The following is a 5681-nucleotide window of genomic DNA, read 5'->3' as shown; positions in this document are numbered from 1 at the left end:
GCAGGAAGTACATGCCGCCGCCATCGGGCACGATGCCGCGATGGATGTAGGACCAGGTGAAGCTCGCCGCATCCGAGGCGATGATGAAGTCGCAGGCCAGCGCCGTGTCGGCGCCCAGGCCCGAGGCGGCGCCGTTGACGGCAGCGATCGTCGGCTTGGGCATGGTGTGCAGCAGCGACTGGGTGTGGTGCACGCGCTGCTGGCGGCTCCAGCCGTTGAAGCCGACCTCGCCCGCGGGCGCCTGCATCCGCCGTTCCATGCCGGCGACATCGCCGCCGGCGCAGAAGCCCTTGCCGCGTCCGGTGAGCACCAGGGCGCGGATCGCCGTGTCGTTGGCCACATGCTCCAGCGCGGCGATGAATTCAGTGCGCATGTCGTCGCTCATCGCGTTGCGCTTTTCGGGGCGGTTCAGCCACAGGGTGGCGATGCCGTTCGCGGTTTCCAGTTCGATCAGGCTGCTGCTGCTCATTCGATTTCTCCGTTCATTCGGCCGTGATGTTGTTTTCCTTGACCACCTTGCGCCAGCGCGCTTCCTCGCCCTTGGCGTACCTGTCGAAGTCCTGCGGCGAGCCGCCGTTGATGACGAGGCCCTCGGACTCCACCCGCTTGCGGAAGGCCTCCGTCTGCACGGCCTTCTTCGCTGCGGCATTCAGGCGCGCGATCACCTCGGCCGGGGTGCCGGCGGGCGCGTACAGGCCATACCAGCTGTCGGCAACGTAGCCCGGCACGCCGCTCTCCGCGATCGTCGGCACCTTCGCGAGCGCGTGGGCCGTGGAGCGCGTGGCGGTCGTCACGGCCAGCGCGCGCAGCTTGCCGCTCTCGACAAAGCTGCCCACCGCCGCGGCCGTCGCGAACATCACGTCGACCTGTCCGCCCAGCAGGTCGGTGATGGCGGGGCCGGCACCGCGGTAGGGGATGTGGGTGATGTCGGTCTTGGTCAGGTTCTTGAAGAGCTCGCCGGCCAGGTGGGCCGAGGTGCCCGCGCCCTGCGACGCGAAGGACAGCTTGCCCGGCTGGGCCCTGGCCGCATCGACCAGGTCCTTCACCGACTTGAGCGGGCTGTCGGCGCGAACCACCAGCACGTTCGGCGAAATGCCCACCAGCATGACCGGCGCAAAGGCCTTGTCATGGTTGTACGGGAGCTTGGGCTGCAGGCTCGGGTTCACGACGTGCGCCACCGTGGCCATCACCATCGTGTAGCCATCGGGGGCGCTCTTGGCCACGGCGTCCGTGCCGATGATCGTGCCCGCGCCGGGCTTGTTGTCGATGATCACGGGCTGCCCCAGCTCCTGCCCCATCGCGATGGCCATGGTGCGGGCCACGAGGTCGGTGCCGCCGCCGGGTGCGAACGGCACCACGAGCTTGATCGGCTTGTCGGGAAAGGCCGCGCGCGCCGGCACCGCGGCCAGGCCGCCAACCGCGCAGGCCAGCGTAAGAAGGATGGCATGCCTGGCGCGCGCCAGCGTCATGGGGTTCAGCATCGTTTGTCTCCGTCGAAAGGGAATGTGAGAAAGCAGGCATCGAGGGCGGCGCTGCGGCTCTTCTCATCGACGGGTCCAAGCTTAGGGATGCGGGCTCTGCCGCGCATCCCCACATTTCCATTGCGTGGAATTCGAGCTAGCTCTGCCGGCGCCGCCGATGCGGACGCTGGCGGAAAAGATGCGCCAGCCGCGCGACCACGGGCGAGCTGCTGCTGGAGCCCTGATGCCGGTGCCAGCCCGGCGCGCGTTCACATCCGGCGGCCGCGGAATTCGCCCGGCGTCATGCCCTGGATCCGGCGGAAGTGCCGGTTGAAATTCGAGATGTTGTTGAACCCCACCTCATAGCAGATGCTGCTCACCTGCTGGCGCGTCGAGGCCAGCAGGCGGCAGGCCCTGGCCACGCGCAGGCCGTTGACGAAGTCGGTGAAGGTCTGGCCGGTGGCGCGGCGGAAGCTGCGCGAGAACGCGTTCTCGCGCATGCCCGCGATCGCGCCGACCTCGGCCAGCGACAGCGCCTCGGCGTAGTTGTCGCGGATGTAGTCGATCGCCTTGTGGATGCGCAGCGCGCGGCCGTCCTCGTCGAAGCCTGCATCGGCCAGGAAGACATCGGCAAGCAGCCGGTAGTCGCGCCATTGCGCGAGCTCGTTCAGCAGCGCGATGAACTCGGAGAAACGCGCGAGCCCGCGCAGCGTCTCGATGCGGCGCAGGCGCGCGAGCGTGTCCGCGCCCAGGCCGACGAACTGCACGCCCTGGCGCGCGCGCGCCAGCAGCGGGCCGGCATCGCCTAGCTCCGGAAAAAGCGCCATGCCGCGGCGCAGCAGCTCGTCGCTGAAGCGCAGCACCAGTTCGCCTGCGCTGCCGCCACCCGGCGGCGCGCGGTGCTCGAACGCGAGGCTGTGCGGCAGCCGCGGACCGAGCAGCACGACGGTGCCGGGTGCGAAGCTGTGCGTCTCCTGGTCCGCGCCCGCGCCGATGCGAAGGCGCGCGGGCCGTGCGCCGATCAGGTGCAGCTCGTGTTCATGCAGGCAGCGCGGATGGCTCTCTCGCTGCGAAGGTGCAGAGGCGCCTTCGCAGTGGACCGTGGCGCAGGCATCGAACACCTGCTGGGAGGCAAGGGCCTGCTGGGAGGCAAAGGCCTGCCGGGAAGCAAAGGCCTGCGGCGTGGTGTTCAGCAAAGCCAGGTCTCCAAAAAGGGGCCGCAGCGAAGCGCGCCGTCAGCTTTTGCGCACCGGCGGCGGCACCGCCGTCTGCTGCTGGAACGCGGCAAGCAGCCGGTATTCCTCGCCAAGCTTGTGCGGCAGCGAGAGGAACACCGGCAGCAGCTGCCGATAGAGCGCAACGTTCTTGGCGTTGGGCGTGTGGCGGTGGGTCGCACCGACCATGCCCGCGACCACGTCGAGCGAATCGACATGGCCCAGCGCATAGAGCCCGAGCACCGCGGCGCCGAGGCAGGAGCTCTCGAAGCTTTCGGGCACCACCACTTCGCGGTCGAACACGTCGGCCATCATCTGGCGCCACATGCCCGAGCGGGCGAAGCCGCCGGTGGCCTTGATGCGGGCGCTCGGGCCCGCGATCGACTCGACCGCCGGCAGGATGCTGTGCAGGTTGAAGATCACGCCCTCGAGCACCGCGCGGATCATGTGCTCCTTGCGGTGGTGGATGCCCAGCCCGAAGAAGGAGCCGCGCAGGTCGGCGTTCCAGTAGGGCGCGCGTTCGCCGGTGAGGAAGGGGTGGAACACCAGCCCTTCGGAGCCCGCGGAGACGCGCTCGGCGATGCGCGTGAGCACCTCGTAGGTGTCGATGCCCAGGCGCTTGGCGGTCTCGGCCTCGGCCGAGGCGAACTCGTCGCGCACCCAGCGCAGGATGATGCCGCCGTTGTTCACCGGTCCGCCCACCACCCAGCGCCGCTCGGCCAGTGCATAGCAGAAGGTGCGGCCCTCGGGATCGGTCATCGGATGGTCGACCACGGTGCGCATCGCGCCGCTGGTGCCGATGGTCACGGCCACTTCGCCGGGCGCCATCGCGTTCACGCCAAGATTGGAGAGYACGCCGTCGTTGGCGCCGATCACGAACGGCGTGTCGCGCGCCAGGCCCAGCTGCGCCGCGGTGTCCGCCGCCAGGCCCTCGATGTGCCAGGTGGTCGGCACCGGGCGCGGCAGCTGCTCGGCGCGCACGCCGGCGAGCGCAAGCGCACCTTCGTCCCAGTCGAGCCGCTCGATGTCGAACAGGCCTGTGGCCGAGGCGATCGAATGGTCGACCTGCCACTGGCCGAAGAGCCGGAAGAACACGTACTCCTTGATGCCGACGAAGCGCGCGGCGCGTGCGAAGAGCTCGGCGCGCTCGTGGCGCAGCCACACCAGCTTGGCCAGCGGCGACATCGGATGGATCGGCGTGCCGGTGCGGCGGTAGATGGCCAGGCCATCCCACTCGTCGCGGATGCGCACGGCCCAGGCCGAGGCACGGTGGTCGGCCCAGGTGATGCTGCGCGTGAGCGGCGCGCCCGCGGCATCGACCAGGATCAGGCTGTGCATCGCCGCGCTGAAGGACACCGCGAGCACGTCGGCGGGCGCGGCCCTGCTCTGCTTCACGCAGCCGGCGATGGCCGCGAGCACGGCCTGGAAGATCTGCTCCGGGTCCTGCTCGGCGGCCGCGGCCTCGGGCTGCAGCAGCGGGTATTCGACCGCGTCGTGCGCCAGCACGCGCCCGGCCGGCGTGAAGGCCACCGCCTTGGTGCTGGTGGTTCCGATGTCGACCCCGATGACGATGCGGCCCATGCTTGTCTCCTTGGCTTACACGACCATGCCGAGCAGCATGATGAACACGATGGCCACGACCGAGATCAGCGTTTCCATCACGGTCCAGGTCTTGAAGGTCTCGGCCACCGTCATGTTGAAGTATTGCTTGACCAGCCAGAAGCCCGCGTCGTTGACGTGCGAGAGGATCAGCGAACCCGCGCCCGTGGCCAGCACCAGCAGCTCGCGGTTCACGCCCGGCACCATGGTGGCAAGCGGCGCGACGATGCCCGCGCCCGTGATGGTGGCAACCGTGGCCGAGCCGGTGGCGATGCGGATCAGCCCCGCCACCAGCCACGCGAGCAGGATCGGCGAGACCTGCGCATGCAGCGCCATCTGCCCGATCGCGTTGCCCACGCCGCTCGCCACCAGCATCTGCTTGAAGCCGCCGCCCGCGCCGATGATCAGCACGATGGCCGCGGTGGGCGCCAGGCTGTCGTCGACGAACTTCATGATCTGCCTGGCAGTGAAGCCGCGCGCAGTGCCGAAGGTGTAGAGCGACAGCAGCAGCGCCGCCAGCAGCGCGGTGATCGGGTGGCCGATGAAGTCCATCCAGTGGCGCACCACGTTCTTGTCGTCGAGCGCCACGTCGGYAAAAGTCTTCAGCAGCATCAGCGCGACCGGCAGCAGCACCGTGAGCAGCGTGATGCCGAAGCCGGGCAGCTCGCGCGCTTCGGGTTCGTGCGCCAGCTGCTCCATCAGCTCGGGCGAGGCTTCGCCCGGCACGTACTTGGAAATGAACTTGCCGAAGATCGGCCCCGCGATCATCGCGGTGGGCAGGCCGACGATGAGGCCGTAGAAGATGGTCTTGCCGATGTCGGCGCCGAACACGCCGATGGCCAAGAGCGGCCCTGGATGCGGCGGCACCAGGCCGTGCACCACCGACAGGCCGGCCAGCAGCGGAATGCCGATGCGGATCAGCGAGACGCCGGTGCGCCGCGCCACGATGAACACCAGCGGGATCAGCAGCACGAAGCCGATCTCGAAGAACAGCGGAATGCCCACCAGGAACGCCGCGAACATCATCGCCCAGTGCACGCGCTCGCGGCCGAAGGCGTCGATCAGCGTGCGCGCAATGCGGTCGGCGCCGCCCGATTCGGCCATCAACTTGCCCAGCATGGTGCCCAGGCCCAGCACGATGCCCACGAAGCCGAGCACGCCGCCGAAGCCCTCCTGGAAGGACTTCATCACCAGGTCCACCGGCATGCCCGAGGTCAGGCCCAGGAAGCCCGCGGCCAGCGTCAGCGCGATGAAGGGGTGCACGCGCCAGCGCGTGATCAGAAGGATCAGCCCGAGGATCGCCACCAGGGCGTCGACGAGCAGGAATACCTCTTTGCTCATTCCGAACATGTGTATGTCTCCTGAATCCGGCCGCGCCACGGGCGGCCGGTGGTGCCAGGGATAGCGC

Annotated in this window: 5 protein-coding genes; all 5 read right to left on the bottom strand. The window is 69.0% G+C overall.

From position 1 onward, the window contains the following. The coding region (locus tag AC1DOC_RS16605; protein ID WP_478130107.1) for an enoyl-CoA hydratase/isomerase family protein at positions 1-469 on the bottom strand (469 nt) is incomplete at its 3' end. A 13-nt stretch (positions 470-482) separates the two neighbouring features. Continuing rightward, the gene (locus AC1DOC_RS16600; protein ID WP_478084266.1) at positions 483-1481 is read right to left on the bottom strand and encodes a Bug family tripartite tricarboxylate transporter substrate binding protein; all 999 of its coding nucleotides are present in this window, start codon (positions 1479-1481) and stop codon (positions 483-485) included. A gap of 248 nt (positions 1482-1729) precedes the next feature. Further along, on the bottom strand, positions 1730-2656 hold the full coding sequence (locus AC1DOC_RS16595; protein WP_307596782.1) for an AraC family transcriptional regulator: 927 nt from the start codon (positions 2654-2656) through the stop codon (positions 1730-1732). A gap of 39 nt (positions 2657-2695) precedes the next feature. Continuing rightward, positions 2696-4255 carry a gluconokinase gene (gntK, locus tag AC1DOC_RS16590; RefSeq protein WP_307596781.1) on the bottom strand — a complete coding sequence of 520 codons (1560 nt, stop codon included), beginning with the start codon at positions 4253-4255 and terminating at the stop codon, positions 2696-2698. 15 nt (positions 4256-4270) lie between these two features. Continuing rightward, on the bottom strand, positions 4271-5623 hold the full coding sequence (locus AC1DOC_RS16585; protein WP_478130106.1) for a GntP family permease: 1353 nt from the start codon (positions 5621-5623) through the stop codon (positions 4271-4273). Between the last annotated feature and the right edge of the window lie 58 nt (positions 5624-5681).

Source organism: Variovorax sp. 01T439_2 (assembly GCF_056398445.1).
This window is presented reverse-complemented; position numbering and strand designations above follow the sequence as displayed.